At 68.3% G+C, this 26891-nt stretch carries 25 protein-coding genes; 7 read left to right on the top strand and 18 right to left on the bottom strand.

Features of this window, described 5'->3' with window-relative positions; translation table 11 throughout:
• Nucleotides 1-11: 11 nt before the first annotated feature.
• Together NON22_RS00405 and NON22_RS00400 are read left to right on the top strand one after the other, a co-directional pair.
• Nucleotides 12-884, top strand: coding sequence for a glycosyltransferase family 2 protein (locus tag NON22_RS00405; RefSeq protein ID WP_257384907.1), 873 nt, complete (start codon nucleotides 12-14; stop codon nucleotides 882-884).
• On the top strand, nucleotides 884-1792 hold the full coding sequence (locus NON22_RS00400; RefSeq protein WP_257384906.1) for a hypothetical protein: 909 nt from the start codon (nucleotides 884-886) through the stop codon (nucleotides 1790-1792). The genes NON22_RS00405 and NON22_RS00400 overlap by 1 nt, the downstream gene beginning before the upstream one ends.
• Nucleotides 1793-1797: 5 nt before the next feature.
• Here NON22_RS00400 and NON22_RS00395 read toward each other — a convergent pair whose 3' ends face one another.
• The 8 genes from NON22_RS00395 to NON22_RS00360 are packed head-to-tail and all read right to left on the bottom strand — an operon-like array spanning nucleotide 1798 to nucleotide 8997.
• Complete coding sequence (locus NON22_RS00395) at nucleotides 1798-2598, bottom strand: cephalosporin hydroxylase family protein (protein WP_257384905.1); 801 nt, start codon at nucleotides 2596-2598, stop codon at nucleotides 1798-1800.
• Nucleotides 2595-3662: a class I SAM-dependent methyltransferase gene (locus NON22_RS00390; RefSeq protein WP_257384904.1), complete on the bottom strand. Its 1068-nt coding sequence runs from the start codon at nucleotides 3660-3662 to the stop codon at nucleotides 2595-2597. Before NON22_RS00390 ends, NON22_RS00395 begins: the two co-directional genes overlap by 4 nt.
• Nucleotides 3659-4498, bottom strand: a complete 840-nt coding sequence (locus NON22_RS00385; RefSeq protein WP_257384903.1) for an NAD-dependent epimerase/dehydratase family protein — start codon at nucleotides 4496-4498, stop codon at nucleotides 3659-3661. The genes NON22_RS00390 and NON22_RS00385 overlap by 4 nt, the downstream gene beginning before the upstream one ends.
• Nucleotides 4498-5724 carry a class I SAM-dependent methyltransferase gene (locus NON22_RS00380; protein ID WP_257384902.1) on the bottom strand — a complete coding sequence of 409 codons (1227 nt, stop codon included), beginning with the start codon at nucleotides 5722-5724 and terminating at the stop codon, nucleotides 4498-4500. Before NON22_RS00380 ends, NON22_RS00385 begins: the two co-directional genes overlap by 1 nt.
• Entirely contained in the window at nucleotides 5721-6284 is a 564-nt protein-coding gene (locus NON22_RS00375) for a dTDP-4-dehydrorhamnose 3,5-epimerase family protein (protein ID WP_257384901.1), read from the bottom strand. Before NON22_RS00375 ends, NON22_RS00380 begins: the two co-directional genes overlap by 4 nt.
• Nucleotides 6281-7366: a CDP-glucose 4,6-dehydratase gene (gene rfbG / locus NON22_RS00370; RefSeq protein ID WP_257384900.1), complete on the bottom strand. Its 1086-nt coding sequence runs from the start codon at nucleotides 7364-7366 to the stop codon at nucleotides 6281-6283. The genes NON22_RS00375 and rfbG overlap by 4 nt, the downstream gene beginning before the upstream one ends.
• Nucleotides 7351-8121: a glucose-1-phosphate cytidylyltransferase gene (gene rfbF, locus NON22_RS00365; RefSeq protein WP_257384899.1), complete on the bottom strand. Its 771-nt coding sequence runs from the start codon at nucleotides 8119-8121 to the stop codon at nucleotides 7351-7353. Before rfbF ends, rfbG begins: the two co-directional genes overlap by 16 nt.
• Nucleotides 8122-8145: 24 nt before the next feature.
• Nucleotides 8146-8997 (bottom strand): glycosyltransferase family 2 protein, encoded by an 852-nt coding sequence (locus tag NON22_RS00360; RefSeq protein WP_425507944.1) that lies wholly within the window; start codon nucleotides 8995-8997, stop codon nucleotides 8146-8148.
• Between the two features lie 178 nt (nucleotides 8998-9175).
• Here NON22_RS00360 and pilB point away from each other — a divergent pair, with 178 nt between their 5' ends.
• The 4 genes from pilB to coaE are packed head-to-tail and all read left to right on the top strand — an operon-like array spanning nucleotide 9176 to nucleotide 13710.
• Nucleotides 9176-10903 carry a type IV-A pilus assembly ATPase PilB gene (pilB, locus tag NON22_RS00355; RefSeq protein WP_257384898.1) on the top strand — a complete coding sequence of 576 codons (1728 nt, stop codon included), beginning with the start codon at nucleotides 9176-9178 and terminating at the stop codon, nucleotides 10901-10903.
• Between the two features lie 2 nt (nucleotides 10904-10905).
• Nucleotides 10906-12186, top strand: coding sequence for a type II secretion system F family protein (locus tag NON22_RS00350; protein WP_257384897.1), 1281 nt, complete (start codon nucleotides 10906-10908; stop codon nucleotides 12184-12186).
• 10 nt (nucleotides 12187-12196) lie between these two features.
• Nucleotides 12197-13072 (top strand): prepilin peptidase, encoded by an 876-nt coding sequence (locus tag NON22_RS00345; protein ID WP_257384896.1) that lies wholly within the window; start codon nucleotides 12197-12199, stop codon nucleotides 13070-13072.
• Complete coding sequence (coaE, locus tag NON22_RS00340) at nucleotides 13069-13710, top strand: dephospho-CoA kinase (RefSeq protein WP_257384895.1); 642 nt, start codon at nucleotides 13069-13071, stop codon at nucleotides 13708-13710. The genes NON22_RS00345 and coaE overlap by 4 nt, the downstream gene beginning before the upstream one ends.
• A gap of 133 nt (nucleotides 13711-13843) precedes the next feature.
• Here the strand turns inward: coaE and NON22_RS00335 are convergent, their stop codons facing one another.
• The 3 genes from NON22_RS00335 to NON22_RS00325 all read right to left on the bottom strand — a co-directional run bounded on the left by NON22_RS00335 (nucleotide 13844) and on the right by NON22_RS00325 (nucleotide 18685).
• Entirely contained in the window at nucleotides 13844-14830 is a 987-nt protein-coding gene (locus NON22_RS00335) for a Nudix family hydrolase (protein ID WP_306673562.1), read from the bottom strand.
• A gap of 26 nt (nucleotides 14831-14856) precedes the next feature.
• A complete protein-coding gene (gene secA / locus NON22_RS00330; RefSeq protein ID WP_257384894.1) occupies nucleotides 14857-17586 on the bottom strand; it encodes a preprotein translocase subunit SecA in 2730 nt (909 codons plus the stop codon).
• A 157-nt stretch (nucleotides 17587-17743) separates the two neighbouring features.
• Nucleotides 17744-18685, bottom strand: a complete 942-nt coding sequence (locus NON22_RS00325; RefSeq protein WP_257384893.1) for a M23 family metallopeptidase — start codon at nucleotides 18683-18685, stop codon at nucleotides 17744-17746.
• Between the two features lie 35 nt (nucleotides 18686-18720).
• Here NON22_RS00325 and NON22_RS00320 point away from each other — a divergent pair, with 35 nt between their 5' ends.
• Entirely contained in the window at nucleotides 18721-19212 is a 492-nt protein-coding gene (locus tag NON22_RS00320) for a DciA family protein (protein WP_257384892.1), read from the top strand.
• Nucleotides 19213-19256: 44 nt separating this feature from the next.
• Here the strand turns inward: NON22_RS00320 and lpxC are convergent, their stop codons facing one another.
• The 7 genes from lpxC to NON22_RS00285 all read right to left on the bottom strand — a co-directional run.
• The gene (lpxC, locus tag NON22_RS00315; protein WP_257384926.1) at nucleotides 19257-20168 is read right to left on the bottom strand and encodes a UDP-3-O-acyl-N-acetylglucosamine deacetylase; all 912 of its coding nucleotides are present in this window, start codon (nucleotides 20166-20168) and stop codon (nucleotides 19257-19259) included.
• Between the two features lie 466 nt (nucleotides 20169-20634).
• Nucleotides 20635-21810: a cell division protein FtsZ gene (gene ftsZ, locus NON22_RS00310; protein WP_257384891.1), complete on the bottom strand. Its 1176-nt coding sequence runs from the start codon at nucleotides 21808-21810 to the stop codon at nucleotides 20635-20637.
• Between the two features lie 177 nt (nucleotides 21811-21987).
• A complete protein-coding gene (ftsA, locus tag NON22_RS00305; protein WP_257384890.1) occupies nucleotides 21988-23223 on the bottom strand; it encodes a cell division protein FtsA in 1236 nt (411 codons plus the stop codon).
• Nucleotides 23220-23993 carry a cell division protein FtsQ/DivIB gene (locus NON22_RS00300; protein ID WP_257384889.1) on the bottom strand — a complete coding sequence of 258 codons (774 nt, stop codon included), beginning with the start codon at nucleotides 23991-23993 and terminating at the stop codon, nucleotides 23220-23222. Before NON22_RS00300 ends, ftsA begins: the two co-directional genes overlap by 4 nt.
• Entirely contained in the window at nucleotides 23990-24922 is a 933-nt protein-coding gene (locus NON22_RS00295) for a D-alanine--D-alanine ligase (protein ID WP_306673561.1), read from the bottom strand. Before NON22_RS00295 ends, NON22_RS00300 begins: the two co-directional genes overlap by 4 nt.
• Nucleotides 24922-26364, bottom strand: a complete 1443-nt coding sequence (gene murC, locus NON22_RS00290; RefSeq protein WP_257384888.1) for a UDP-N-acetylmuramate--L-alanine ligase — start codon at nucleotides 26362-26364, stop codon at nucleotides 24922-24924. The genes NON22_RS00295 and murC overlap by 1 nt, the downstream gene beginning before the upstream one ends.
• Nucleotides 26361-26891 (bottom strand): UDP-N-acetylglucosamine--N-acetylmuramyl-(pentapeptide) pyrophosphoryl-undecaprenol N-acetylglucosamine transferase (locus NON22_RS00285; RefSeq protein WP_306673560.1); only part of this gene is annotated, 531 nt, incomplete at its 5' end. The genes murC and NON22_RS00285, both read right to left, overlap by 4 nt.

The following is a 26891-nucleotide window of genomic DNA, read 5'->3' as shown; positions in this document are numbered from 1 at the left end:
GGAGCAATCGCTTGAACGCAACCGCATCGCCTGCGCTGGTCAGCATAGGGCTGCCGATCTACAACGAGGAACGCTTCATCGACGAAGCGCTGCGCTCGCTGCGCGCCATCGACTGGCCCAACCTCGAAATCATCGTCTGCGACAACGCATCCACCGATGCCACCGGCGAGATCGTGCGGCGCCATGCCGCGGAAGATCCGCGCCTGCGCTATGAGCGCTCCGCGACGAACATCGGCGTCATCGCCAATTTCCGCCGCGCCGCCGACCTCGCGCGCGGAGACTATTTCCTGTGGGCCGGCGGTCACGATCTCTGGACCGCCAATTTCGTGCGCGAATGCGTGGCGCTGCTGCAGACGCATCCGCAGGCTAGCCTCGCGTTCGGCAGTTCCCGCTGGATAGGTCCCGACGGCGCGCCGCTGCCGCGCGAGTCGGGCTGGAGCGACACGCGCGGCATGGCCGCGGCAGGACGCTTCTTCACCGTGCTCTGGGGCAACATGCATCCGATCATGGGCGTGATGCGGCTGAGCCGACTGCGTGCCTGCCGTCCGCTGCCGAATCTCGTCGGCGGCGACCTCGTGTTGCTGTCGGAACTCGTGCTGCACGGCGATTTCCTGCACGCGCCGGCGGCGGTCTGGTCGCGGCGCGAGATCCGCGACGAAACCCACCACGACGACAAGATCCGGCGCTACGCGAGCGCGGAATCCGGCATCAGCCGTTCGCGCCTGTCCAAGCTCTTTCCGCTGGTACGTCTGCCGCTGGCGCTCTGCGGCGTCGTGCTGCGTTCGCCGCTGGGCGCGGCCGACAAGATCGCGACATTGGCGACCTTGGCGCCGAGTCTCGCGCTGCGCTATCTGGTCGGGCGGCGCCGGCCCGGCGCCGGATGATGTCGACCGACACCTTGCGCCGGATGCTGCGCCCGCTGCGCGCGGTGTTCACGCCGCTCGCCGCGCTGTTCCTGCTGGCCGCCGCGTGGAGCGCGCGCGGCATCGTCGAGGACACCTTGCGCCAGGCGCAATGGCCGTTCTTCATCGCCGCGACGCTGCTGTGGGCGGTTTCGCATCTGATCGCGCCGGCCCTGGCCTGGGTCGTGCTCGGCGCCGGCGGCGTGCACCTGAGCTATCGCAAGGCGCTGGCCATTCATGCGAGCCGGCTGCCCGCACGCTACCTGCCGGGCGGCATCTGGCACACCGTGTCGCGGGTGGCCGACTACAGCGCGGCCGGAGCGACGCGTGCGCAGCTCACCGTTCTCGTCGCGATCGAGAACGCCTTGCCGGTCGCGCTGGCCGCTGCGCTCGGCGGCGGCGGCCTGCTGCTGTTCGGCCGCGGCGGAGCCGCCGCCGGCGCGGCACTCGCGCTGGGCCTGGTGCTGCTGGCCGGAATTCCGTTCGTGCTGCGCCACCGGCTGTTGTCCTCCGGCGCGCCGCCGACCTGGGCGACCTACGCCCGCGCAGCCGCGGTCATGCTCGGGTTCTGGATCACGGCCGCGCTCGCGTTCTGCGGCTATTGGAACGCCTTTCCGCTGCCGGCTGACGCGCCTTCCCTGCCGGTGGTCGCGGCCGCCTATCTGCTGTCCTGGGCGGCCGGCTTCGCGATGGTGCTCGCGCCGCAGGGACTCGGCGTGTTCGAAGTGTCGATCGCGGCGCTGCTGCGCGACGGCGCCGGAACGCCGTTCGTCGACACGGTCGTGCTGGCCGCGGGCTTCCGCGCGGCCGTGCTCGGCGCCGACCTGCTCGCCTATGCGCTCTATCTGACCGTGCGCGCGCTGCGCCGCCGCGACGCGCAGGACGGCTGAAGCGCTCAGACCCGGCGCAGGTAGCCGTCGGGCGCGACGGTCAGCAGCAGCTTGCCTTCGATCTCGCGGTCGATCTCCAGGCGCAGCGGTGCGCCGTCGGCCGCGCGGCGACCTTCGCTTTCCAGCCGGCGCAGGTATTCGTGCAGCGCCGTCTTCGGATTGTCGCCGACGCTCCAGGGACGCTCCGGATAGGCGTCTGCGGGCAGATCCTCCACGATGCTGTCGAACACGACGCAATAGCTTCCCGGCGACACCAGCGGGGCATAGGCCTCGAGTTCGGCGAGCACGTGTTCGTGCGTGTGATTGGAGTCGAGGCAGACCAGCACGCGCTTGCCGGCGGCGGCGGCGGCGACCTGGCTGACGATGGCCTGATCCGTCGACGAACCCTGCAGCATGCGGATGCGGCCGGCGAGCGGATGCGCCTCGATCGCGCTGCGGTTGTGCGCGCGTATGTCGATGTCGACGCCGAGCACGCTGCGTCTGGGCTGGCGCGGGTCGAGCAGTTCGCCGCTCTGTGCGGCATCGCAGTAGTCCAGCAGCGCGAGCAGCGAGGCGCTGAGGATCAGCGAGCCGCCGTGAGCGATGCCGGTCTCGACGATCAGGTCGGGGCGCACGTTCCAGACCAGTTCCTGCAGCGCGACCATATCCTGGGGATACTGGATGATCGGCCGGCCCTGCCAGAAGAAATTGTAGGAATAGCTCGCTTCGATCGAGCTCTGCATCAGAGCCTGCGCCTTGGACTGCAGCGCGGCATTGCCGCGTATCGCCTCGATGCGCCGGCGTGACTCTGCGGGAAAATCGCTCATGTCTGATCCAATGCTACATAGTTGAAATGGGGACCGGCCGCACGCTGGATCTCGTCGAGATAATTGGAGTTCATCACGATGATGTTGGCGCCCGGCTGCAACTGCGCGAGCGCCGCCGACGGAGCGAGCACCGGCAGCGCGCTGACCGCGAGGAAGCGGCCCTGCTTGGCAGGGTTGATGTCGATCGCGAAGTCCAGATACTCGCCGCGCAGGCGCAGATGATGCGAGAACATGACACCCTTGGCCGCCGCGCCCCAGACCGCGCGCTGACCCGGCCGCAGGCGGGCGAGACATCGTTCGACGCTGCCCCGGAAATCCTGCGGGGGAGCCAGCGCGGCCGGCACCGGGAGCTCCGCGGAAGCCGGATCGCGCAGGCTCGCGAGATCGGCCACGACGTAGATGTACTGCCCGCCGAAGACATGACCGGCCTCCACGACGCGGCCGAACAGGCGGCGGAAATCCTCGATCCTGAAATAGTTCACATGTTCATAGAACACGTCGAACCAGGCCCGGCGCTCGAGTATCCAGTCGAAACAGGGCACTTCGATGTAGATCAGGCCGCGGCCGCCGTTGGCCTCGCGCACGGTCTCGAGAAAATCCCGCGGAGCCGGAATGTGCTCGAGCACGTGGCGCATGACGACGGCGTCGCCGGTCAGGCCGAGCGCCGGCGCGAAATGCGCCTTGACGATGTACGGTGAATCGCCTTCGTAGGCGGGATCCACGCCGCGCGCGTCGTAGCCCGCATGACGCAGGCTGTCGACGAAATCTCCCTTGCCGCAGCCGATTTCCAGCACGCGGGCGCCGCGGAAATGCCGCGCCAGCACGCCGAGGACCTCGTCGAGATGACTGCGGAACACGGCCGAATGGCCCTGCTCGTTCTGATAGCTGTCGTCGTACTGCAGCAGGTCGGGGTCAAAGGCCGCATTGGCTACGAGGCCGCTGGCCGGATCCTGCACCAGCACGACGTCGCCGCGCGGGCAGGCCAGCGCGGCGGCGACGGTGTCGAACATCTTGTTCTGGTATACGGGAAGTTGTTCGATGCGGATCAGTTCGCGCGCGCTCATGCCGTCCCCAGCAGGGTGTCTAGCCGGCGCCGGTCTCCCCAGAACTCACGCGGCTCGTAATCGGGATAATCATACACACCGCAGTCGAGTTCGATCCGCGCGCCCCATTCCTGCAGCCATTGCCGCACGAGGTCGACGACCGCGGTCGGCCGGCCGCTGCAGATGTTGACGACGCCTTCCGCCGAGGCATGGAGCGCGACCGCCGCAATCTGCGCCGCCGCCGCCGTCAGCGGCTGGAAGTCTCGTCGCTGGTCGCCCGGGGACATCGCAAAGCGCGCATCGCCGCGCGCGACGGCGGCACGCAGCTGCGAATACAGCGACGTCGACGCCTGGCCTTCGCCGTAGAGGTAGAACAGACGCAGCCAGCTCGTGCGCAGCGAGGTTTCGCGGGCGAGCGCATCCAGTGCGATGCGCAGGTGGTCCTTCGCCAGCGCATACGCCGTCGTCGGCTGCGCCGGCAGATTCTCGGCGAGGCAGCCCTCCTGCAGGCCGTATTCGAGGCAGGTGCCGGAAACGACGAGGCGCTGCAGCCCCTCGCCGGCGCAGCGCCGCAGGAACGCCAGCTGTCGCGGCAGTTCTTCGGCGACGTGACGCTCGGCGCGATAGTTCGGCAGGCCGTCCCAGGCCAGGTGCAGAAGAACGTCCGGCCGCCCCAGCCGATCGAACAGCCGCGGCGGCGGCGCAGCGATGTCGAGCACGCAATAGGACAAGCCGCGCGGGAGCGTGCCTTCGGGCGGCTTTCGGGACACGGCGAGGACCTCGACGCCGCGCCGCAGCAGCTCGGCGACGGCGGCCTTGCCGACGAAGCCGCTGGCACCGGTCACGGCGACGCGCATCACTGCAGCGCGAGAGCCGGAACCGCCGTGACGAAACGCGCGCCCCAGCTGCGGCAATAGGCCAGCTGGATCTGCAGCTCCGGCGCGAGATTCCAGGGCAGGATCACCACATAGTCGGGCTGCCGCCGCCGCAGTTCGTCCTCGGTGACGATGGGAATGCGGCTGCCGGGAAGGAATTTCCCCTGCTTGGCGGGATTGCGGTCCACGACGAACGCGAGCAGGTCCGACCGCACGCCGGCGAAGTTCAGCAGGGTATTGCCCTTCGCCGCGGCACCGTAGGCAGCGACCGTCTCGCCGCGCCGCCGCGCCTCGATCAGGAACGCGAGAAAATCGTTCTTGACCTTTTCGGCCGCCTGCTGGAACGAACCATAGAACCCCGCATCGGTCATTCCGGCATCGCGTTCGCGCGCGCTCAGCTCATCGACGGCCGCGGTGCGCTGGCGCGGCGCGGTGTCGCTGCGCTGGACATAGACGCGGAGGCTGCCGCCGTGGGTCGGCAGTTCCTCGACGTCGAACACCTGCAGCCCGTTGGCCGCGAACAGCCGCTCGACCGCGGTCAGCGACAGATACGAGAAATGCTCGTGGTAGATGGTGTCGAACTGGTTGCCGGCGACGAGGCGCAGCAGATGCGGAAACTCGAACGTCGCCACACCGCCGGGCTTGAGCAGCAGCGCGAAGCCGCGCACGAAGTCGTTGATGTCCGGCACATGGGCAAGCACGTTGTTGGCCGCCATCAGGTCGGCCGAACGGCCCTGCCCGGCCAGCCGCCGCGCGAACTCGGCGCCGAAGAACTCCTGCTCGATCGCAATGCCCAGGGCACGGGCCGCGGCCGCGGTGCTGGCCGTCGGCTCGACGCCGAAACACGGAATGCCGCGCGCCTGGAAATAGCGCAGCAGCGAGCCGTCGTTCGCGGCGATCTCCACGACCAGGCTGGAAGCGTCCAGTCCGAAACGCTCGGTCATACGCTCCGCGTAGTGCTCGCAGTGGGCGAGCCAGCTCGCCGAGAAGCCGCTGAAATAGGCGTACTCGGCCGAGAACAGTTCGTCCGCTCCGGCCATGTCCTCGGTCTGCACCAGCCAGCACTCGCGACAGACGAGCACGCGCAGCGGGTACCAGCGTTCCGGCGCGCGAAGCGCCGCGGAATCGAGATAGGCGTTGGACGGCGGCGAGCTGCCGAGATCGGCAAACACCAGGTCCAGATTCGCGGCGCAGAAACGGCATTTCATGCAACGACCCCATCGAAATCCGAAGACAGCAGCGGCCGGGTCGCATCGCGCTCGGACAGCCCGACCGGCGGCTGGGGCCAGGCGATGCCCACCCGCGGATCGAGCGCGTGCAGGCCGCGCTCCGCGGCGGGCGCATGCGGCGCCGAATGCAGGTAGAGCAGTTCGCAGTCGTTCTCCAATGTCTGGAAACCGTGCGCGAAACCGGCCGGCACGAGCAGGCTGCAGTGGTTGTCGGCGCTGAGGATCTCCGCATGCCAGCGCAGGAAGGTCGGAGAATCGCGACGCAGGTCCACGGCAATGTCGAAGACCCGGCCCCGCAGGCAGCTGATCAGCTTGACCTCGGCCTGCGGCGGCAGCTGGTAGTGCAGACCGCGCACGGTGCCGCTCAGCCGCGTCAATGTGCGGTTGATCTGCGCGATGCGCCCGTCGGGAAAATAGTCCGCGAGCTCGCTGTCGCAAAACACGCGCTCGAAATAGCCGCGCGCGTCGCCCAGCGGCCGGCGCCGGATCACTGTCAGGCCGGCCAGCGGCGTGGCCGTGATCTCGAAGCGTGCGCTCACGGCACGCCCGCCGGCGCGTAATCGCGCAGCTGGGCCCTGCCGACTTCGCGCATGTCGCTGCCGGCGTGCCAGGCCTGATGCCAGGCCACCGTCGCCGCCAGCGCCTGTTCTAGGCTCCACCGCGGCCGCCAATCGAGCTCGCGCGCAGCGGCGCCGCTGTCCAGACGCAGCAGTCCCGCTTCGTGCGGATGCTCCGCGGCGTCGACGGTGACGGCTGCCGCGCCGCCCCAGAGCCCGGCGAGCCGCTGCGCGACTGTGTGCACCGTGGCATCGTCCGCCGCCGCGGGTCCGAAATTCCAGGCACGCGCGAAGCGTGGCCCGTCCTCGGTCAACAGCGCCCCGGCCAGGCGCAGGTATCCGCCCAGCGGTTCCAGCACGTGCTGCCAGGGGCGCACGGCGCCCGGATAGCGCAGATGGACCGGCCGGCCCGCCGCGAACGCGCGCAGACAGTCCGGCACGAGCCGGTCGCCGGCCCAGTCGCCGCCGCCGATCACGTTGCCGGCGCGGGCCGTCGCCAGGCACGGACTGCCCGGCGTGCCGAAGAAACTCGCACGGAAACTCGCGGCCACGATCTCGCAGGCGGCCTTGCTCGCGCTGTAGGGATCGTTGCCGCCGAGCGCGTCGCCCTCGCGGAACGCGCGACCCGTCTCGTGGTTCTCGTACACCTTGTCGGTGGTCGCCACGACGACGGCGCGCACGGTCGCGCTTTCGCGCGCCGCCTGCAGCAGATGCGCCGTGCCCATCACGTTCGTCGCGAACGTCGGCAGCGGAGCGGCATAGCTTTCGCGCACGAGGGACTGCGCCGCGAGATGGAACACCACCGAGGCACGGCTCCGCACGAGGCAGTCGCGCAGCGCAGCGAGATCGGCCAGGTCGGCGCGCGTATCGGACGCGAGTAATCCGCCGAGATCGAACGCATCGAACAGATTCGGCCGGGTCGGCGGCTCCAGCGCGTAACCGTGCACGCGTGCGCCGAGCAGGTGCAGCCAGAGACAGAGCCAGCCGCCCTTGAAGCCGGTGTGGCCGGTCACGAGTACGTCGCGGCCCTGCCAACCGCCCGGCATCGTCACCAGACCCGCCACGGCGCGCGTCCGGACTGCCAGAGGTCCTCGAGCAGGTTCTTCTCGCGCAAGGTGTCCATGGGTTGCCAGAAGCCGTGATGCTCGAACGCGCGCAGCTCATCGCGCCGCGCGAGCTCGGCCAGCGGCTCCCATTCCCAGCTCGTCGCGTCGCCGTCGATCAGGTCGATGCAGCGCGGCGACAGCACGAAGAAACCGCCGTTGATCAGACCGCCGTCGCCGCGCGGCTTCTCGCTGAAGCCGGCGACACGGTCGCCGTCGAGCTGCAGCGCGCCGTAGCGGCCCGGCGGCTGTACGGCGGTCACCGTGGCCATACGGCCGTGCGCGTGGTGAAACTCGATCTGGCGCCGGACGTCGACGTCGGCCACGCCGTCGCCGTAGGTGAAGCAGAATGCGCTCTCGTCCTGCACGTAGGCGGCGACGCGACGCAGGCGGCCGCCCGTCAGGGTTTCATCGCCCGTGTCGACGAGCGTCACGCGCCACGGCTCCGCATGGCGCTCGTGCACCTGCATCTGATTGGCGACCATGTCGAACGTGACGTCGGACATGTGCAGGAAGTAGTTCGCGAAGTACTCCTTGATCACGTAGCCCTTGTAACCGCAGCAGATCACGAAGTCGTTCACGCCGTGCGCGGAATAGATCTTCATGATGTGCCACAGGATCGGCTTGCCGCCGATCTCGATCATGGGCTTCGGCCGCAGGTGGGTCTCTTCCGAAATACGGGTGCCCATGCCGCCCGCAAGTATCACAGCCTTCATCTGTGCTCGTCCCCGGCCACGGTCTCAGTCGCTGCGAGTATAGGTGAGCGCAGTGATTTGCTCGGAGACGAGCCCGATCAGGAAGACGATCACGGCCGCGCTGAACAGCAGCGCGCTCATGTTCGTGAAGCGATGCATCGTGAAGAAGGTATAGGCGTAGTAACTGAAGCCGAGCCCGAAGAACGCCATGCTGACGGGCAGGAAGAGCTTCAGAGGCGAATACAGGGTCGCGATCTTGAAGATGATCAGCAGGAAGCGGATGCCGTCGCGCAGCGGCCGGATGTGGCTCTTGCCGGTGCGCTTGCCGACCGCGATGGGCTCGTAGGCGATCGCGTAGGCGCTGCGGAAGAATGCCATCGTGATCGTCGTCGGGTACGAGAATCCGTTCGGCAGCAGGTGCAGGAATTCCCGGAATTTTTCCGCCCGTACCGCGCGGAAGCCCGAAGTGAGATCGAGCACCGCATGGCCGGTCATCCAGCCGGCCAGGTTGTTGTAGAGGGTGTTGGCAAGACCGCGCCCGACGCCGGCCTGGCCCGACCAGTCGCGCGCGCCGACCGCCATGTCGTAGCCCTGCTCGAGCCGCGCGAGCAGCCGGTCGATGTGCGCCGGGTCGTGCTGGCCGTCGGCGTCCATGAAGACCAGCACGTCGCCGGAGGCGGCGCGGGCCCCGCGCTTGATCGCCGCGCCGTTGCCCATGGAATAGGGGCCGCACAGGCATTGCACGCCGGCCTCGCGGCACAGCTGCCGGGTTTCGTCGGTGGAACCGTCGTCGACGACGATGATCTCGTCATCCGGACGCATCTGGCGCAGCCGGGGCAATAGCTGACGCAGTGCCGGCGCCTCGTTCTTGGCGGGCAGGATGATACTGATTGGCATCAACGGGCTTCCTCGATCCTGGGCCGGATCATACGCGAAGCTCGCTACCCGCCGGGACCTGCCGGGGCCGGTCCGAGGCGGTTCTTGAGGGCGGTCACAGTTTTGCGCCGCCTGATTCAAAACGGCACGGAACTGGAGTACATTCCGCCGTAGTTTCGAGGGTTTACGTGGAATTCTTATGGCTACGCAAATCAATCCGGCGAATCTCGTCGGCCTGAGCGGCATCGCACGACGCCTCGTCGCCGAAGGTTCTCTCGCGGAATCCGATGCCCGTCGCGCCGTGGAGACCTCGGGCAAGCAGAAGATTCCCCTCGCAACGTATCTCATCGAAAACGGCATGGCCGACAGCCGCGTCGTGGCGATGGCCTCGTCCGCGGAATTCGGCGTGCCGATCTACGACGTCAGCGCGATCGATTTCGGCCAGCTGCCGCTCAAGCTGGTCAGCGAAGAACTCATCACCAAGCATCGCGCGCTGCCGCTGTTCAAGCGCGGCAACCGCCTGTTCGTCGGCCTGTCGGATCCGACGAACCTGCGCGCGCTCGACGAGATCAAGTTCCAGTCCAACCACAGCGTCGAACCCATCCTCCTCGACGAACAGGGTCTGGCGCGGGCCATCGAACAGGCCCTGGCGCAGAGCAGCACGTCGATCGCGAGCGAAGGCGACGAGGAGCTGGAGAGCCTGGACCTCAACGCCGGCGACGACGACGGCGATGCGAACGCCGGCGGCGTCGACGCGACCGGCAACGACGACACGCCGATCGTGCGCTTCGTCAACAAGGTGCTCGTCGACGCAATCAAGCGCGGCGCATCGGACATCCATTTCGAGCCGTTCGAGACCGAATACCGCGTGCGTCTGCGCATGGACGGCATGCTGCGCAAGGTCGCCGCGCCGCCGCCCAAGCTCGCCCCGCGCATTTCCTCGCGCCTGAAGGTCATGTCGGGCCTCGACATCGCCGAGCGCCGCGTGCCGCAGGACGGGCGCATCAAGCTCAACCTGTCCAAGGGCAAGTCCATCGACTTCCGCGTCAGCACCTGCCCTACTCTGTTCGGCGAAAAGGTCGTGCTGCGCGTGCTCGACGGCTCGGCGGCCAAGCTCGGCATCGAGAAGCTCGGCTACGAGGAAGACCAGAAGAAGCTGTTCCTCGACGCGATCGAGAAGCCCTACGGCATGGTGCTCGTGACCGGACCGACCGGTTCGGGCAAGACCGTGTCGCTGTACACGGCGCTGAACATCCTCAACACCGAAGGCCGCAACATCTCGACGGTCGAGGATCCGGTCGAAATCCGCGTTCCGGGCATCAACCAGGTGCAGCAGAACCAGAAGCGCGGCATGACCTTCGCCGCGGCGCTGCGCTCGTTCCTGCGCCAGGACCCGGACGTCATCATGGTCGGCGAGATCCGCGACCTCGAGACCGCGGAAATCGCGGTCAAGGCCGCGCAGACCGGCCACATGGTGCTGTCGACCCTGCACACGAACGACGCGCCGCAGACGATCGCGCGCCTGATGAACATGGGCATCGCGCCGTTCAACATCACCTCGTCGGTCACCCTGGTCATCGCCCAGCGCCTCGCGCGGCGCCTGCACGACTGCAAGAAGCCGCTGATCCTGCCGCCGGCGGCGCTGCTCGCCGAAGGCTTCACCGAGCAGGAGATCGCAACCTTGCAGATGTTCGACGCGGCCGGCTGCTCCGGCTGCAACGAGGGTTACAAGGGCCGCGTCGGCGTCTACCAGGTCATGCCGCTGGCCGAGGACATCGCCAAGATCATCCTGGCGGGCGGCAACGCGATCCAGATCGCCGAGGCGGCGCGCGCCGCCGGCATCCGCGACCTGCGCGAGTCCGCAATGCTCAAGGTCAAGCAGGGCGTCACGAGCCTGGCCGAAATCAACCGCGTCACCAAGGACTAACCATGGCCACCGCAACGGTATCCCGTAAGCCCGCCGCCGATTCCGCGCAACGCGGCCGCGCCCGTGCCGAAGTCAGTCAGCTGCAGACCTTCGTCTGGTCCGGCAAGGACAAGCGCGGCCAGGCCATGAAGGGCGAGTACTCGGCCAAGAACATCAGCCTCGTCAAGGCCGAGCTGCGCCGCCAGGGCATCAACCCGACGGCGGTCAAGGCCAAGGCGAAACCGCTGTTCGGCGCGGCCGGCAAGGCGATCAAGGCGCGCGACGTCGCCGTGTTCAGCCGCCAGATCGCCGTGATGATGCAGGCCGGCGTGCCGCTCGTGCAGGGCCTGGACATCATCGCTAGCGGCCAGAACAACGTGCGCATGAAGAACATGCTGACCTCGATCAAGAACGACATCGAGGGCGGCTCCACCCTGTACGAAGCGCTGGGCAAGTTCCCGATCCAGTTCGACGAGCTGTTCTGCAACCTGGTCAAGGCCGGCGAATCGGCCGGTGTGCTCGACACCGTGCTCGACACGGTCGCGACGTACAAGGAAAACATCGAATCGCTGAAGGGCAAGATCAAGAAGGCGATGTTCTACCCGGCCATCGTGTTCGCGGTCGCGATCATCGTGTCGGCCATCCTGCTGATCTTCGTCGTGCCGCAGTTCGAGAGCGTGTTCAAGGGCTTCGGCGCCGACCTGCCGGCGTTCACCCAGATGATCGTCGCCGCGTCGCGCTTCATGACCTCCTACTGGTGGGCCATGCTGCTGATCACGGCCGGCGTGATCGGCGGCCTGATCTTCCTCTACAAGCGCTCCAAGTCCTTCGCCCATCTCTGCGCCCGCGGCGTGCTCAAGCTGCCCGTCGTCGGCCAGATCCTGCACCAGTCGGCCATCGCGCGCTTCGCCCGCACGCTCGGCGTGACGTTCCGCGCCGGCGTGCCGCTGGTCGAAGCGCTCGACTCCGTCGCCGGCGCGACCGGCAGCCCCGTCTACAACGCCGCCGTCAAGCGCATCCGCGAAGACGTCGCGATCGGCCATCAGCTGCAGCTGGCCATGCGCCAGGCGCAGCTGTTCCCGAACATGGTCGTGCAGATGGTCGCGATCGGCGAGGAATCCGGCGCGCTCGACAAGATGCTGTTCAAGATCGCCGAGTTCTACGAAGAAGAGGTCAACAACGCGGTCGACGCGCTGTCCAGCCTGCTGGAACCGTTCATCATGGTCATCATCGGCACCCTGGTCGGCGGCATGGTGATCGGCATGTACCTGCCCATCTTCAAGCTCGCCGCCGTCGTCGGCTGACCGGACCGCGATGATCGAATACCTCGGCGAAGGCTGGCCGCTCTATCTGGCGGCCGGCCTGTTCGGCCTGCTGGTCGGCAGCTTTCTCAACGTCGTGATCCTGCGTCTGCCGGCGCGGCTCCTGCACGACTGGCGCACGCAGAGCCGCGAGCTGCTCGGCCTCGACGTCGACATCACCGCACCGGCAGAGCCGGCGCCGCCGGACCTCGTGTTCAAGAGCTCGCACTGTCCGCACTGCAAGCACACGCTGTCGCCGCTGGACAATATCCCGCTCGTGAGCTGGCTGGCCCTGCGCGGACGCTGCCGCTACTGCCGCGCGCCGATCTCGGCGCAGTACCCGCTCGTCGAGCTGCTGACCGCCGTGGCCAGCGTCGTCGTGGTCTGGAAGTTCGGCCTGTCGCTGCAGGCCGCGGCCGGCCTGGCGTTGAGCTATCTGCTGATCGCGCTGTCGGGCATCGACTTCCGCACGCAGCTGCTGCCCGACAACCTGACCCTGCCGCTGCTGTGGCTCGGCATGCTGCTGTCGCTGCAGCCGCTGTTCGTCAGTCCGGTCGACGCGATACTCGGCGCGAGCATCGGCTATCTGAGCCTCTGGAGCGTCTACTGGGCCTTCAAGCTCGTGACCGGCAAGGAAGGCATGGGCCACGGCGACTTCAAGCTGCTCGGCGCGCTCGGCGCGTGGATGGGTCCCAGGAGCCTGCTGCCGATCATCCTGCTGTCGTCGCTGGTCGGCGCGGTGCTCGGCAGCATCCTGCTCGCGACGGGCGGCAAGGACCGCTCGACGCCGATCCCGTTCGGCCCGTTCATCGCGGTCGCCGGCTGGGTGCAGTTCATCTGGGGCGAGCAGCTGCTGCAGCTGTATTCGAGTCTGCTGCTGACGCGATGAGCGCGGCCTCCGGCGGCGTCGACGCACATTTCGTCGTCGCGGTCAGCGGCGGCATCGCCTCGGGCAAGTCCGCGGTCACGGCCGCGTTCGCGCGCCGCGGCATCGTCTGCTACGACGCCGACGTGGCCGCCCGCGAGGTGGTCGAGCCGGGCCAGCCCGCGCTGGCCGAGATCGCCGCGGCGTTCGGCGCCGGCCTGCTCCAGGCCGACGGCAGCCTCGACCGCGCGGCGATGCGCCGGCTCGTGTTCGGCGACGACGACGCCCGCCGCCGGCTCGAAGCGATCGTGCATCCGCGCATCCGCGAGCGCCTGCGCGAACAGGTCGCGGCGGACCGCAACGCCTACTGTCTGCTCGCGATTCCGCTGCTCGCGGAAACCTGGCCGGCCTATGCCTGGGCCGACCGCGTGCTCATCGTCGACGTCGCGCCGGACGTCCAGCTCGAGCGCCTGCAGCGGCGCGACGCGATCGAGCGCGAGCTCGCGCTGAAGATGATCGCCGCGCAGGCGACGCGCGAACAGCGCCTCGCGATCGCGACCGACGTCGTCGACAACAGCGGCAGCCTAGAACGGCTCGACGACGCGGTCGCGGTGCTGCATCGGCGTTTTCTCGCACTCGCGGCGGCTCGGCAGGCTGTTTGAAAACCGGCCTGCCGGAGCGATTCCGGCGGGGATAGCCCGGCCGCCGGTCGCGCGGCGCCCGAAGAACGTGCGCGAGCTTGGCTGGCGCCGCTCGATCGAGAAACGCACACGAGCCGGTCTTCTCGACGCCGCGTCAGGCTCCACCGAGACCGGAAATTCCGGCGATGCCCTGCGCGCCGGCGGCGAGCGCCATCGCGAGATCGTCGCGACGCATGCCGCCGAGCGCATAGACCGGCACCGTCGCCGCCCCGCACAAGGCTGCGAACGCATCCCAACCCAGCGGTTCGCGATCGGCATGGCTCGCGGTCGCGGCGACCGGGCCGAGCACGGCGAAGTCGACGCCGAGCGCCTGGGCCAGCGCGAGCTCGCGCGCATCGTGGCAGGACGCGGCAAGCCAGCGCCGCGCGGCGACCGGACGCTCGGCGAACCCGGACAGCTGCGCGGCGGTCAGGTGGACGCCGTCGAGGTCGAGTTCCTCGACGAGATCCCAGCGGGAATTGATCAGCAGCTGGCCGCCGGCCGTGCGCACGCGCGCGAGGCAGGCGCCCGCTAGGCGGCGCAGGCGGTCGCCGTCGCAGCGCTTCGCGCGCAGCTGCACCAGCCGCACGCCGCGTTCCAGCGCCGCGTCGAGCCGGGCCAGGAACGCCGCGTCGTCGGCGTCGGGTTCGGCGGTGATCAGGTAGTGCGGCGGCAGCGCCAGCGCATGGATGACGGCGTGATCGGCCGGCGGCATCTCGGCCGGATCCAGCGCCGCGGCCGGCACCCATTTGAGCGCCTGGCCTTCGCAGGAGTGCGGCTGACCGTCGAAGGCGAGCACGCGATAGACGTCGAGCAGGATGAACTTGCTCGCATAGCGCCAGGGAATGCGGATCAGCGGGTCGGCCGCGCCGATGCGCACGCCGACTTCCTCGATCAGTTCGCGCTGCAGCGCCTGCAGCGGCGTCTCGCCGGGCTCTACCTTGCCGCCCGGAAATTCCCAATAGCCGGCCAGGTGCTTGCCTTCGGGCCGTTGCGCGAGCAGCACGCGACCGTCAGCGTCGATCAGCGCCGCGGCGACGACGTGGACCGGCGCCGCCTCAGCGGCGGACACCGCCACGGCCTGAGCCGTCGCAGCGTTCATGCGGCGACTCCCTCAGGTCTTCGCACTCAGGCCAGCCGCCCGTGGCACTGCTTGTACTTCTTGCCCGAACCGCAGGGGCACGGATCGTTGCGGCCGACCTTCGGCCCCTGGTTGAACTGGGCTACGGCCGGCGCAGTCGCCGCGACCGTCGCCGCCAGCACTTCGCCTTCGCTCGCGAAGCCGCTTGCTTCGGCGTGGGCGAAGTTCAGCGGCGATTGCTGCTGCTGACGGCGCTGGGCTTCCTCGATCTGCTGCACTTCCTCTTCGCTGCGGATGCGCACGCGCGCGAGCAGGGTCGTGGTCTCGAGCTTGATGCGCTCGAGCATGGACTGGAACAGCTCGAAGGACTCGCGCTTGAACTCCTGCTTGGGCTGCTTCTGCGCATACGAGCGCAGATAGATGCCCTGGCGCAGGTAGTCCATGCTGGCCAGATGTTCCTTCCAGCAGTTGTCGAGCGTGCTCAGCATGACGTGGCGCTCGAGCGCGCGCATGACCTCCGAGCCGAGCATGGCTTCGCGTTCGCGGAAGTAGCGGTCGACGGCCGCCTGCACGTGTTCGAGCACGTCTTCCGAATCGGCTTCGCTCTGCGTCTCGAGCCAGCGCTTGAGATCGATCTCGATGCCGAAATCGTCCGCGAGCTTCTTCTGCAGACCCGGCACGTCCCACTGCTCGTCGATCGAATGCTGCGGCACGTGGCTGCGCACGAGGTCGGCGAACACGTCGCTGCGGATAGCCGCTGCGGTCTCGGTGAAGTCGTCCTGCTCCAGCAGCTCGTTGCGCTGCTCGTAGATGACCTTGCGCTGGTCGTTGGCGACGTCGTCGAATTCGAGCAGGTTCTTGCGGATGTCGAAGTTGTGCTGCTCGACCTTGCGCTGCACCTTCTCGATCTGCCGGCTGACCATGCGGTCCTCGAGCGCGTCGTCTTCCTTCATGCCGAAGATCTGCATCCACTTCGTGACCCAGTCGGGCGAGAAGATGCGCATGAGGTTGTCTTCGAGCGACAGGTAGAAGCGGCTCGATCCCGGATCGCCCTGGCGGCCCGAACGGCCGCGCAGCTGGTTGTCGATGCGGCGCGACTCGTGGCGCTCGGTGCCGACGATGTGCAGGCCGCCGGCGGCGATGACTTCGTCGTGGCGCTTCTTCCACTCGGCCTTGATGCGCGCGCGCTCGGCGTCGCTGGCGTCTTCGGGCAGCTCGGCCAGTTCGGCGTCGAGGCTGCCGCCGAGCACGATGTCGGTACCGCGGCCGGCCATGTTCGTCGCGATCGTGACGGCGCCGGGGCGGCCGGCCTGGGCTACGATGTGCGCTTCGCGCTCATGCTGCTTGGCGTTGAGCACTTCGTGCGCGACGCCCTGTTTCTGCAGCATCTTGGACAGGAATTCGGACGCGTCGATCGACGCCGTGCCGACGAGCACCGGCTGGCGGCGCTTCTGGCAGTCGCGGATGTCCTCGACGATCGCGTTCCACTTGGGCTTGTGCTTGAGGAAGACCAGATCCGGCGAGTCCTTGCGGATCATCGGCCGGTGGGTCGGGATCACGACGACTTCGAGGCCGTAGACCTGCTGGAATTCGTAGGCTTCCGTATCGGCCGTGCCGGTCATGCCGGACAGCTTCTTGTACATACGGAAGTAGTTCTGGAACGTGATCGTCGCGAGCGTCATGTTCTCGCGCTGGATCGGCACGCCTTCCTTGGCTTCGACGGCCTGGTGCAGGCCGTCGGACCAGCGGCGGCCGGCCAGGGTGCGGCCGGTGAATTCGTCGACGATGATGACTTCACCGTCGCGCACGATGTAATCGACGTCACGCTGGTACAGCGCGTTGGCGCGCAGGGCGGCGTTCAGGTGATGCACGACGACGAGATGCTTGGCGTCGTAGAGCGCCTCGTCGGCGCCGATCACGCCTTCCTTGCGCAGCAGCTGCTCGGCGTGCTCCATGCCCTCTTCGGACAGATGCACCTGCTTCTGCTTCTCGTCGACCCAGTAGTCGCCGACCGTGGAATCTTCCTTTTCCTGGCGCACGAGCTTCGGGACGATGCGGTTGATCTTGACGTAGAGCTGCGGCGATTCCTCGGACGGACCCGAGATGATCAGCGGCGTGCGCGCCTCGTCGATCAGGATGGAGTCGACCTCGTCGACGATGGCGTAGTGCAGGCCGCGCTGATAGCGCTGCTCCTTGGACAGGGCCATGTTGTCGCGCAGGTAGTCGAAGCCGAATTCGTTGTTCGTGCCGTAGGTGATGTCGGCGGCGTAGGCTTCGGCCTTGTCGGCGTGGTTCATGCCGGGGTAGACGACGCCGACGGTTAGGCCCAGGAAGTTGTACAGCTTGCCCATCTGCGCCGCGTCGCGCTTGGCCAGGTAGTCGTTCACCGTGACCACGTGCACGCCCTTGCCTTCGAGCGCATTCAGGTAGACCGCGAGCGTCGCGACGAGGGTCTTGCCTTCGCCGGTGCGCATTTCGGCGATGCGGCCCATGTTCAGCACCATGCCGCCGATCATCTGCACGTCGTAGTGACGCAGGCCGAGCACGCGGACCGAGGCCTCGCGCACGGTCGCGAACGCGTCGGGCAGGATCTGGTCCAGGGTCTGCCCTTCGGCCAGTCGCTGCTTGAACAGGTCGGTGCGAGCGCGCAGTTCCGCGTCGGACAGGGCCTGCATCGCCGGCTCCAGCGCGGCGATCTGCGCCACGACCTTGTTGAGCTGGCGCAGCACGCGATCGTTGCGGCTGCCGAAAAGGCTCGTCATGAGACGGTTGAACATGGAATGGGTCGCTCAGCAGGAAAGGAAGAAACGCGCAAAGCCCGCGCGGTGCGCAGGCGCGAGCGGACCGCCGATGATAAGCCGGCGGCCGCGTCGGGAAAAGAATGGTGGGTTGCCGACCCCTGGATTCAAGGGCCGCCGGCCGTAGAGCCCGCTGTCAGGCCTTGCGCTGGCTGCGCACGTAGGCGATGGGGTTGACGGCCTTGCCGTTGAGCCAGACCTCGAAATGCACGTGCGATCCCGTGGATCGGCCGGTGGAGCCGACCTTGGCGATGACTTCGCCGACGCGGACGCGCTGGCCGACCGTGGCCAGGTTCTGGGAGTTGTGTGCATAGCGGGTCATGTAGCCGTTGCCGTGATCGACTTCGACCACGTTGCCGTAACCGGGGCGCGTGCCGGACCAGGTCACGACGCCTTCGGCGACCGAGTGGATGTCCGCACCCGTGTTGGCGTCGAAGTCGATGCCGGAGTGGAAAGCGCTGGCGCCGTTGAACGGATCGGGACGGCCGCCGAAATACGAGGAGATGTAGCCGGTGTTGACCGGCATGCCGCTGGGCAGCAGGTCGGATTCGATCTTGCGGTCGAGCAGCAGGTTTTCGAGCACTTCGAGCTGGGCCTGCTGGCGCACGAAGCGCTGGTGCAGCTCTTCGATGGAGTCGGTCAGCTGCGGTGCCGCCGTGTGCGCGATCGGGGCCTGCGGATCTTCGGGGCCGCCGACGGCCGGCGCTTCGGAGAAGCGGAATTCGCCGTCATCGAGCTTGCCGGCGCGAGTCAGGCGCTCGCCGAGCGCGTTGAGGCGGGTGGCGTGCGCCTGCAGCGCACCGAGCTTCACGGCCAGCGCATCGAGGTCGCGCTGCGTGCTTTCCTTGACCTGCTCGAGCTCGCGCAGCCGCGCTTCGCTCTGTTCGCGCAGCTCGCGGACTTCCGCCAGGGTGCGCGTCTTCGGACCGGCCACGCTGTAGGCCACGCTGACACCGAGCAGGGCGCAGGCAAGGGCGGCACAGCCGAGTATCGCTCCGCATTTGAGCCGGGTACGCCAGCAGCCGAGGTCGATGGTCTGCGGCACCGCATGCGGCTTTGCGACGATAATGATGTTCATGCCCGATTCGTTCTGATTCTGCCTGGGTTTCCGTGATGCGAACCAAGCCCCCGACAACCGCGACCAAGCCGCGGCGCCCGACGACCGGCCCCAAACCGGTCAGCGAGACCTCCCCCGTCGCGTCGCTCATCGAGCGGGCGCGAGCGCTGGAAGCACTGGATCTTCGTTTGCGCCTGACGCTTCCCCCCGCGCTGCGGCCGCATTGCTGCCTGGCCGATGCGCGACAGGGTCGCGTGGTTTTTCTGGCGGACTCCTCGACCTGGGCGGCGAAGCTCAGGCTTCACCAGACCCCGGTCCTGGCCGAAGCGCACAGGGCACTCGGCCAGCCTTTCAAGTCGTTCGCCGTCAAAGTGGCACCCTTGCCGTCCGTTCCCCCGGAGCCTGCAAGGCGGAAGCCGCTTTCACACACCGCTGCCGAGCATCTGAGCAAGGCGGCGGTCACACTGGCAGACCCCGAACTCAGGGCCCTCTTTCTACGAATGGCGTCCCTCGCCGAACCCGCTGATTCCAATGACGCGGAAGACTGACCGCGTCGCGTTGCGGCTGGCTGGAGCCGCGAGGTGTTGCTTTCCTACATCGCCTGGGCAGGGTGGGCGTAGGAAATGGGCGCCGTGGCCGGGTCGTCGAAGCAGACCTCTTCCCAGGCACTGGTGTCCGCCAGCAGATTGCGCAACAGCTGGTTGTTCAACTGATGGCCCGACTTGTGCCCGTAGAACGCGCCGATGAGGCTGTGTCCGAGCAGGTACAGGTCGCCGATCGCATCGAGGATCTTGTGTTTGACGAATTCGTCCTCGTAGCGCAGACCATCTTCGTTGAGGACGCGATAGTCGTCGAGGACGATCGCGTTGTCCATCGATCCGCCGAGCACGAGATTGCGCTCGCGCAGCATTTCGATGTCGCGCATGAAGCCGAAGGTACGGGCGCGCGAGACTTCCTTGACGAAGGAGGTCGTCGAGAAGTCGATTTCGGCGCGGGACGTCTGCGCCGTGAAGATCGGATGGTTGAAGTCGATCGAGAAACCGACCTTGAAGCCGTCGAAGGGCTCGAAACGGGCCCATTTGTCGCCGTCCTGGACGGTCAACGGCTTTTTGATCCGGATGAAACGCTTGGCCTTGGATTGTTCTTCGATGCCGGCCGACTGCAGCAGGAAAACGAAGGGGCCGGCACTGCCGTCCATGATCGGCACTTCGGAGGCCGAAAGGTCCACGTAGGCGTTGTCGATACCCAGGCCGGCCATCGCCGACAGCAGGTGTTCGACTGTCGATACCCGGATCGTTTCCTTGGTCAGGGTGCTGGAGAGACTGGTATCGCCGACGTTTTCCGCACGGGCGTGGATCTCGACCGGCGGATTCAGATCCACGCGGCGGAACACGATGCCCGTGTCCACGGCCGCCGGACGCAGGGTCATGTAGACCTTTTCGCCGGTGTGGATGCCGACGCCTGTCGCCCGAATTACATTTTTGAGCGTGCGCTGTCTAATCATTCTTTTTTTGTCCCCTGGGGCAGGAGCCAACAAAACGGGCCGGATGCTAGCACAGGGCTTTATGACAGAAAAGCAAAACGACGCGCCCGGCCCACAATCTGTTGCGCGGATACAACAAATCGGCTGTTGTGAATCCACATCGGGTTCACGCGGCCATCCTTGCATCCTCGCAACCCCGCCAGCGCCGATACGTTGGCGTCTGGCCGCCCCTTTGGCTGAGAGGCTCCGATCAAGCTAAGGGCTGGTCAGGCCTTTTCGGAGTCGGCTCGTGCGTGCGACAGGGCGAAAAAAAGGCGGCATGCCGTCGGCAAGCCGCCTTCAGGAGGACGTAGCATGACGGATGACGGCGCCTGTCGTCACCTGTCTTTGACACTTTCTGCGCGAACCCCTCACACGGCCGGCACGGCAACGCCGCAGCCTCGGCTGCGGGGCGTTGCGCCGGACACGCGCGGCGAGGCCGCGCGGTTCAGTCGGCCTGGCGTCGCAGGAAGGCCGGGATGTCGAGGTAGTCCATCGCCGGTTCCGCCGCGACGGCGGTCTCGCTGACGCTGACCTGGCGCGCGGCCGGACCCGCGACGCGCACGGCCGGCTGGGCGTAGTCGACGACTTCGTTGCCGGTACCCGTGCGCAGCACGAGACGCGGACGCGGCTCTTCGCGGCGCGTCATGACCGGCTGGCGCACGGCCGCGCGGTTGAGTCCCGTCGCGACCACGGTCACGCGCACTTCGTCCTGCAGCTCGGTATCCAGCGCCGTGCCGATCACGACGGTCGCGTCTTCGCTCGCGAAGCCGTGGATGACCTGGCCGATCTCGTCGAACTCGCGCATGGTCAGGTTCGGACCCGCAGTGACGTTGACGAGGATGCCGCAGGCGCCGGCGAGGTTGACGTCTTCGAGCAGCGGATTGTTGATCGCCGCTTCCGCCGCGGCGACCGCACGGTCGTCGCCCTTGGCCGAGCCGGTACCCATCATCGCCATGCCCATTTCCGACATGACAGTGCGCACGTCGGCGAAGTCGACGTTGATCAGGCCCGGGCGCGTGATCAGGTCGGCGATGCCCTGCACCGCGCCGAGCAGCACGTCGTTGGCCTGCTTGAACGCGCTGAGCAGGGTCACGTCGCGGCCGAGCACGGTCAGCAGCTTTTCGTTCGGCACGGTGATCAGCGAGTCGACGTGCTGGCTCAGGTCCTCGATGCCCTTGAGCGCGACCTGCATGCGCCGGCGGCCCTCGAACGGAAATGGCTTGGTGACCACGGCCACGGTCAGGATGCCGAGTTCCTTGGCCAGCTGGGCCACGACCGGCGCCGCGCCGGTGCCGGTGCCGCCGCCCATGCCGGCGGTGATGAACACCATGTCGGCGCCCTGCAGCATCTCGACGATGCGCTCGCGGTCCTCGAGCGCGGCCTGGCGGCCGACTTCCGGATTCGCGCCGGCGCCGAGTCCCTTGGTGACGTTGCTGCCGAGCTGCAGGCTGAACTTGGCACCCGAGTTCTTGATCGCCTGCGCGTCAGTGTTCGCGCAGACGAAGTCCACGCCCTCGACGTGCTGCTGGACCATGTGGGCAACTGCGTTGCCGCCGCCGCCGCCGACGCCGATGACCTTGATGACCGCGTTCGGCGCGATCTTTTCGACGAATTCAAACATGACTCCCATCCTCCGGTTTTATGACTTGCTGGTTGTGTGCCGCGCGCGTCGCCCTGACACGCCGACCGGACGGAGAACAGGCGCGTTCTCCGGTTCGCGCAGCGTCTCGCTGCGCACCGCGGCGTCCTGCCGCGGGTGTTGCCGGCGCCGCCCCCAGCGGCGCCGCGATGTCCGTCGTCAGAAATTGCCCTTGAACCAATGCATCACCTTGTCCCAGAGCCCGCCGACGCGCGCGACGCCGGCGCCCGAGGGACGGCGCACGGCTTCGCGGCCCGCGCCGTAGAGCAGCAGGCCCACGCCGCTGGCATGGATCTGGTTGGACACCACGTCGGAGAGGCCGCTGACGTGCTGCGGCACGCCCAGGCGCACCGGCATGTGGAACAGTTCCTCGGCCAGTTCGACCACGCCTTCCATCTTGGCGCCGCCGCCGGTCAGCACGATGCCGGCGCGGGTCAGCTCCTCCAGGCCCGAGCGGCGCAGCTCGGCCTGCACCATCTCGAAGATTTCCTCGTAGCGCGGCTGCACGGCCTCGGCCAGGGTCTGCCGCGCGAGGCGCCGCGGCGGCCGGTCGCCGACGCTGGGCACCTGGATGGTTTCCTCGGCCGTCGCGAGCTGCGCGAGCGCGCAGGCGTAGCGGATCTTGATCTCCTCGGCATTGGCCGTCGGCGTGCGCACGAACTGGGCGATGTCGTTGGTGACCTGGTCGCCGCCGATCGGCAGCGCCGCGGTATGGCGTATCGCGCCCTGGGCGTAGATGGCCAGGTCCGTCGTGCCCGCGCCGATGTCGACGAGGCAGACGCCGAGTTCGCGCTCGTCCTGGGTCAGCACCGCGCGCGCCGAGGCCACCGCAGAGGGCACCAGCTCGTCGACCGACAGGCCGCAGCGCTGTATGCACTTGCTGATGTTCTGCGCCGCGCTGGCCGCGCCGGTGACCAGATGCACGTTGGCTTCGAGGCGCACGCCCGACATGCCGACCGGATGGCGTATGCCTTCCTGGCCGTCGATCAGGTATTCCTGCGGCTCCTTGTAGAGCACCCAGCGGTCGCCCGGTATGGCCAGCGCGCTGGCCGCGTTGAGCACCGCGTCGAGATCGGCCTGGGTCACTTCCTTGTCGCGGATCGGCGCCGTGCCGTGGGAGTTGTCGTCCTTGATGTGGCTGCCGGAAATCGAGGCGTAGACCGAGCGGATCTCGCAACCGGCCATGAGCTCGGCTTCCTCGATCGCGCGCTGGATCGACTGCACCGTCGACTCGATGTCGACGACGACGCCGCGCTTGAGCCCGCGCGAAGCGTGCGAACCCACGCCGATGATCTCGACCGGCTCGCCCGGCTGGAATTCGCCGACGATGGCCACGGTCTTGGACGTGCCGATGTCCAGGCCGACGATCAGGGATTTTTCCGTCTTGCGGTTCATGCGTCTTCCACCGGCGGAGGAACAGGGCTGGCGGGCGGAGGCGGCGCCGACGCGGGCGCGGCGCCCTTGTCGCCGGGCCACTTCATGGCGAAGCCGTTGCTGTAGCGAAGGTCCACGTACTCGAACGCGCCGCGGCCGCTGCCGGCCACGCGCGGATACATCTGCAGGAAGCGGCGCAGCCGCTCCTGCGCGTGCTCGTTGCCGACGACGATGTCGGCGCCGCTGTCCAGATGCACGGTCCAGCTGCCGCGCGCGCTGAGGCTGACGCCGGCCACGTTCAGGCCACTGCCGCTGGCCTCGGCGAGCACCTCGTTGTAGAACGCGATCACGTCGTTGATGCGCTCGTCGGGGCCGTCCAGCCGCGGCAGGCTCTGGATCTCCGACGCGCCGGGCACCTGGAACAGGCGGCCTTCGCGATTGATCAGCCGCTCGCGGCCCCAGTGCGCGTACGGCCGCTGCTCGTAGACGCGCAGCACGAGCGTGTCGGGCCAGCGCTTGCGCGCCTCGACCTTCTCGACCCACGGCAGCTGCGCCACGCTCTTCTGCACGCCGGCCAGATCCACGGCGAAGAAGCCGATGCCGATGGCCGGCGCGGCGGCCGCGCGGATCTGCTCGGCGCTGACGTTGGCGAATTCCGCCTGCAGCTCGAGCTGGCGCACGGGCCAGCGATCGGCCGCGTACCAGCCGTTGAGCAGGCCGACCACGGGCAGCGCGACGAGCGTCAGCGCGATGGCCCAGGCCAGCAGGCGTTGGATCGCCGTCGCGCTCACGCCGCCGAATCTCCGAAGCTGGTTTCGAGAATGCGCCAGCACAGCTCGGCGAAGTCGATGCCGACCGCGCGCGCGGCCTTGGGCACGAGCGAATGGCTGGTCATGCCCGGCGTCGTGTTCACCTCGAGCAGCCAGTTGCGGCCGTCGCGGTCGCGCATGACGTCGACGCGGCCCCAGCCTGAGGCGCCGGCCGCGCGGAACGCCGCGAGCGCGAGCGCGCGCATCGCCTGCTCGGCTTCGCCCTGCAGCCCCGGGCAGATGTACTGCGTGTCCTCGGCGACGTACTTCGCGTGATAGTCGTAGAACTCGCCCTTGGGCACGATGTGGATGCTCGGCAGCGCCTCGCCGTCGAGGATGCCGACCGTGAACTCGTCGCCGACGATGAGCTGCTCGATCACGAGTTCGCCGTCGTAGCGCGTGGCCAGCTCCAGCGCGGCCGGCAGGTCGGCCTCGCCGTGTACGCGCGTGATACCGACGCTGGAGCCTTCGTGCGAAGGCTTCACGATGACCGGATAGCCGAGCTCGGTGATGATCGCCGCGATGTCCTCGCCCTTGCGCCAGGCGCGGAAGCGCGGCGTCGGCAGGCCCTTGGCGATCCAGACTTCCTTGGTGCGCACCTTGTCCATCGTCAGCGCCGAGCCGAGCACGCCGGAACCCGTGAACGGCACGCCGAGCGCCTGCAGCGCGCCCTGCAGCATGCCGTCCTCGCCGCCGCGGCCGTGCAGGATGTTGAACACGCGCGAGAAATGGCCGGCGCGCAGCGCGTCGAGCAGCGCCGGAATGCCGTCGACCGGATGCGCGTCGACGCCGCGCGAGCGCAGCGCCTCGAGCACGTTGCGGCCCGAGTCCAGCGACACGTCGCGCTCGGCCGAATTGCCGCCGAGGGCCACGGCCACGCGTCCGAACAGTTTGGGATCGGTGATTCGCATCAGCTCGCCTTGGTCTTGAGTTCGCCCAGCGCCGCCAGCTCCACGGCCGCCGCGCCGATGTCGCCGGCGCCCATGAGCAGCAGCAGGTCGCGGTCGCGCAGCAGCGCGGGCAGCGCGTTCTTGAGTTCGCGCGGATGTTCGATCAGCACCGGATCGACCTTGCCGCGCGCACGCACGGCGCGCGCGAGCGCGCGCGCGTCGGCGTTCGCGATCGGCGCTTCGCCGGCCGGATAGACCTCGGTCAGCACGAGCACGTCGACCTCGCTGAGCACGCGCGCGAAGTCGTCGAGCAGGTCGCGCGTGCGCGAATAGCGGTGCGGCTGGAACGCGACGACGAGACGGCGGTCGCTCCAGCCGCCGCGCGCCGCGGCGAAGACCGCGGCCAGCTCGCTCGGGTGGTGTCCGTAGTCGTCGACCAGGGCCACGCGGCCCTCGTCCAGCTGCAATTCGCCGCGCGCCTGGAAGCGCCGGCCCACGCCCTGGAACTGGGCCAGCGCGCGCTGAATCGCCGCGGCGTCGACGCCGAGCTGCCAGGCCACGGCCGACGCGGCCAGCGCATTGAGCACGTTGTGACGACCCGGCAGGTTCAAGGTGACCGGCACGAGCGCGTCGGCGCCGGGCAGCACGAGGTCGAACAGCATCTGCGCGCCCTGCTGGCGCACGTTCAACGCACGCACGTCGGCGTCGTCGCTCGCGATGCCATAGGTCAGGTTGGTGCGCGTGGTCTCGCGCGCGAGCGCGGCGACTTCGGCGTCGTCTATGCACAGCACGGCCAGGCCGTAGAACGGCAGCCGGTGCAGGAAATCGGCGAAGGCCTTCTTGACCTTCGCGAAGTCGCCTTCGTAGTTCTCCAGGTGATCGGCGTCGATGTTCGTGACGATCGCGACCATCGGCGAGAGCATCAGGAACGAGCCGTCGGATTCGTCGGCTTCGGCGACCAGGTATTCGCCGGTGCCCAGGCGCGCGTTCGCGCCGGCCGCGGTCAGCTGGCCGCCGATCACGAAGGTCGGGTCGAGGCCGGCCTCGGCCAGCACGCTCGCGACGAGGCTCGTCGTCGTGGTCTTGCCGTGCGTGCCGGCCACGGCGATGCCGCGGCGGAAGCGCATGAGTTCGCCGAGCATCTCGGCGCGCGGCACGACCGGGATGCGCCGTTCGCGCGCGGCCAGCAGCTCGGGATTGTCGGCCTTGATCGCGCTCGACACGACGATCGCGTCGGCGCTCGCGACGTGCTCGGCGGCATGGCCGCGATCCACGCGTATCCCCAGTCCGGCCAGGCGGCGCGTCGTGGCCGAGTCGGCCTTGTCGGAACCGGACACGTCATAGCCGAGGTTGTGCAGCACTTCGGCGATGCCGCTCATGCCGACGCCGCCGATGCCGACGAAGTGCACGCGGCGCAGCGCCTGGGTGATGTCGTCTTGCGGAGCGAGACGGCGCGGCGTCATGCGGCCACCTCCAGGCAATGATCGGCGATCGTCGCGGCGGCCTGCGGTTTCGCGAGCCCGCGCGCGGCCTGCGCCATCGCGAGCAGCGCCGCACGGTCGGCGAGCAGGCGGCCGAGCTCGCCGCACAGCCGCACCGGCGTCGCATCGGACTCAGCGATGCGCAGCGCGGCGCCGGCGTCGACGAAGGCGCCCGCGTTGCGCGTCTGGTGGTCGTCGACCGCATGCGGATACGGCACGAGCACGGCGCCGACGCCGGCCGCGGCGATCTCGGCCAAGGTCAGCGCGCCCGCGCGGCAGACGATCAGATCGGCCCAGCCGTACGCGGCGGCCATGTCGTCGATGAATGGTTCGACCTTCGCCTCCACGTCGGCGGCGGCGTACGCCGCGCGCGTCGCGTCGGCGTGTTTCGCGCCGGACTGATGGCGCACCTGCGGACGCGCGTCCGCAGGCAGTGCGGCGATCGCCTCGGGCAGGCGCGTGTTCAGCGCCTGCGCGCCGAGGCTGCCGCCGAGCACGAGCAGGCGCGG

This window comes from Tahibacter caeni, from assembly GCF_024609805.1.
Lineage (GTDB): Bacteria > Pseudomonadota > Gammaproteobacteria > Xanthomonadales > Rhodanobacteraceae > Tahibacter > Tahibacter caeni.
The sequence above is the reverse complement of the archived record's forward strand: the minus strand, read 5'-3'. Positions and strand labels throughout refer to the sequence as shown.

Bases quoted from the DNA above. Each gene is read 5' to 3' on its own strand.
- murC (WP_257384888.1), bottom strand. From the start codon at position 26,364: ATGACGCCGCGCCGTCTCGCTCCGCAAGACGACATCACCCAGGCGCTG.
- ftsA (WP_257384890.1), bottom strand. From the start codon at position 23,223: ATGAACCGCAAGACGGAAAAATCCCTGATCGTCGGCCTGGACATCGGC.
- NON22_RS00380 (WP_257384902.1), bottom strand. From the start codon at position 5,724: ATGAAATGCCGTTTCTGCGCCGCGAATCTGGACCTGGTGTTTGCCGAT.
- NON22_RS00295 (WP_306673561.1), bottom strand. From the start codon at position 24,922: ATGCGAATCACCGATCCCAAACTGTTCGGACGCGTGGCCGTGGCCCTC.
- NON22_RS00345 (WP_257384896.1), top strand. From the start codon at position 12,197: ATGATCGAATACCTCGGCGAAGGCTGGCCGCTCTATCTGGCGGCCGGC.
- NON22_RS00335 (WP_306673562.1), bottom strand. From the start codon at position 14,830: ATGAACGCTGCGACGGCTCAGGCCGTGGCGGTGTCCGCCGCTGAGGCG.
- NON22_RS00395 (WP_257384905.1), bottom strand. From the start codon at position 2,598: ATGAGCGATTTTCCCGCAGAGTCACGCCGGCGCATCGAGGCGATACGC.
- lpxC (WP_257384926.1), bottom strand. From the start codon at position 20,168: ATGATTAGACAGCGCACGCTCAAAAATGTAATTCGGGCGACAGGCGTC.
- ftsZ (WP_257384891.1), bottom strand. From the start codon at position 21,810: ATGTTTGAATTCGTCGAAAAGATCGCGCCGAACGCGGTCATCAAGGTC.
- NON22_RS00390 (WP_257384904.1), bottom strand. From the start codon at position 3,662: ATGAGCGCGCGCGAACTGATCCGCATCGAACAACTTCCCGTATACCAG.
- pilB (WP_257384898.1), top strand. From the start codon at position 9,176: ATGGCTACGCAAATCAATCCGGCGAATCTCGTCGGCCTGAGCGGCATC.
- NON22_RS00385 (WP_257384903.1), bottom strand. From the start codon at position 4,498: ATGCGCGTCGCCGTGACCGGTGCCAGCGGCTTCGTCGGCAAGGCCGCC.
- NON22_RS00325 (WP_257384893.1), bottom strand. From the start codon at position 18,685: ATGAACATCATTATCGTCGCAAAGCCGCATGCGGTGCCGCAGACCATC.
- rfbF (WP_257384899.1), bottom strand. From the start codon at position 8,121: ATGAAGGCTGTGATACTTGCGGGCGGCATGGGCACCCGTATTTCGGAA.
- NON22_RS00400 (WP_257384906.1), top strand. From the start codon at position 884: ATGTCGACCGACACCTTGCGCCGGATGCTGCGCCCGCTGCGCGCGGTG.
- secA (WP_257384894.1), bottom strand. From the start codon at position 17,586: ATGTTCAACCGTCTCATGACGAGCCTTTTCGGCAGCCGCAACGATCGC.
- NON22_RS00350 (WP_257384897.1), top strand. From the start codon at position 10,906: ATGGCCACCGCAACGGTATCCCGTAAGCCCGCCGCCGATTCCGCGCAA.
- NON22_RS00360 (WP_425507944.1), bottom strand. From the start codon at position 8,997: ATGCCAATCAGTATCATCCTGCCCGCCAAGAACGAGGCGCCGGCACTG.
- coaE (WP_257384895.1), top strand. From the start codon at position 13,069: ATGAGCGCGGCCTCCGGCGGCGTCGACGCACATTTCGTCGTCGCGGTC.
- NON22_RS00320 (WP_257384892.1), top strand. From the start codon at position 18,721: ATGCGAACCAAGCCCCCGACAACCGCGACCAAGCCGCGGCGCCCGACG.